Consider the following 1,477-nt stretch of genomic DNA (forward strand, 5'->3'; position numbering starts at 1 on the left):
AAATGCTTCACCAACGGCAGCAATTACAACAACGACACCAACGACGTTCTGTTCAGGAGGATCAGTAGTGCTGACAGCAAGTGCAGGAAGTTCATACAAGTGGATGAATGGTAGCACAGCTATTACAGGAGCAACAGCACAGACTTATACAGCAACAGCAGCGGGTTCCTATACGGTAGAAGTAAGCAATGCAGCAGGCTGCAAAGCAACTTCGGCAGCAACAACGGTAACAGTAAGCACGGCACCAACAGCAACGATTACCACAAGTACACCAACGAGCTTCTGCGCAGGTGGCTCAGTAGTATTAACAGCAAGTGCAGGTTCATCATACAAATGGATGAATGGCACGACAGCCATCACAGGAGCAACAGCACAGACTTATACAGCGACAGCAGCGGGTTCATATACGGTAGAAGTAAGCAATGCAGCAGGCTGTAAAGCAACTTCAACAGCAACAACTGTGACAGTAAGCGCTGTGCCAACAGCAGCGATTACCACAACTACACCAACGAGCTTCTGTGCAGGAGGAAGTGCAGTACTTACAGCAAGTGCTGGTTCATCTTATAAATGGATGAATGGTAGCACAGCCATCACAGGAGCAACTTCACAGATTTATACAGCAACCACAGCGGGGAATTATACAGTAGAAGTAAGCAATGCAGCAGGCTGTAAAGCAACTTCAACAGCAACAACGGTGACAGTAAGCGCTGCACCAATAGCAGCAATCACAGCAAGCACCCCAACGACGTTCTGCGCAGGCGGATCAGTAGTATTAACAGCCAGTGCAGGTTCATCATACAAATGGATGAATGGTAGCACTGCAATCACAGGAGCAACTTCACAGACTTATACAGCAACAGCAGCGGGTTCATATACGGTAGAAGTAAGCAATGCAGGTAACTGTTCAGCAACTTCAACAGCAACAACTGTGACAGTAAGCGCTGCACCAACAGCAACGATCACGACAATTACCCCAACAACGTTCTGCGCAGGCGGCTCAGTAACACTGTCAGCAAGTGCAGGTTCATCATACAAATGGATGAATGGTAGCACAGTCATTACTGGAGCAGCAGCACAGACCTATACAGCAATGGCAGCAGGAAGCTATACAGTAGAAGTAAGCAATGCAGCAGGCTGCAAAGCAACTTCAACAGCAACAACTGTTACAGTAAGCGCTGCACCAACAGCAACGATTACCACAACTACACCAACAGCATTTTGTTCAGGTGGAAGTGTAACACTTACAGCAAGTGCAGGTTCATCATACAAATGGATGAATGGTAGCACAGCAATCACAGGAGCAACAGCACAGAACTTTACAGCAACGGCAGCGGGTTCATATACGGTAGAAGTAAGCAATGCTGGGAATTGTTCATCCACTTCATCAGCAACGGTTGTTACTGTGAATGACCTGCCTCTGGCAATGATCACCGCATCGGGTTCAACAAATATTCCTGCCGGTGGAAGTGTAGATTTA

General features: G+C 47.3%; 1 protein-coding gene. It reads left to right on the top strand.

All coding sequences use genetic code 11. The features are described from left to right. Positions 1-1,477 (top strand): hypothetical protein (locus QZ824_RS11615; protein ID WP_291276178.1); only part of this gene is annotated, 1,477 nt, incomplete at both ends.

Origin of the sequence: Flavobacterium sp., from assembly GCF_021151785.1 — a bacterium.
GTDB lineage: Bacteria > Bacteroidota > Bacteroidia > Flavobacteriales > Flavobacteriaceae > Flavobacterium.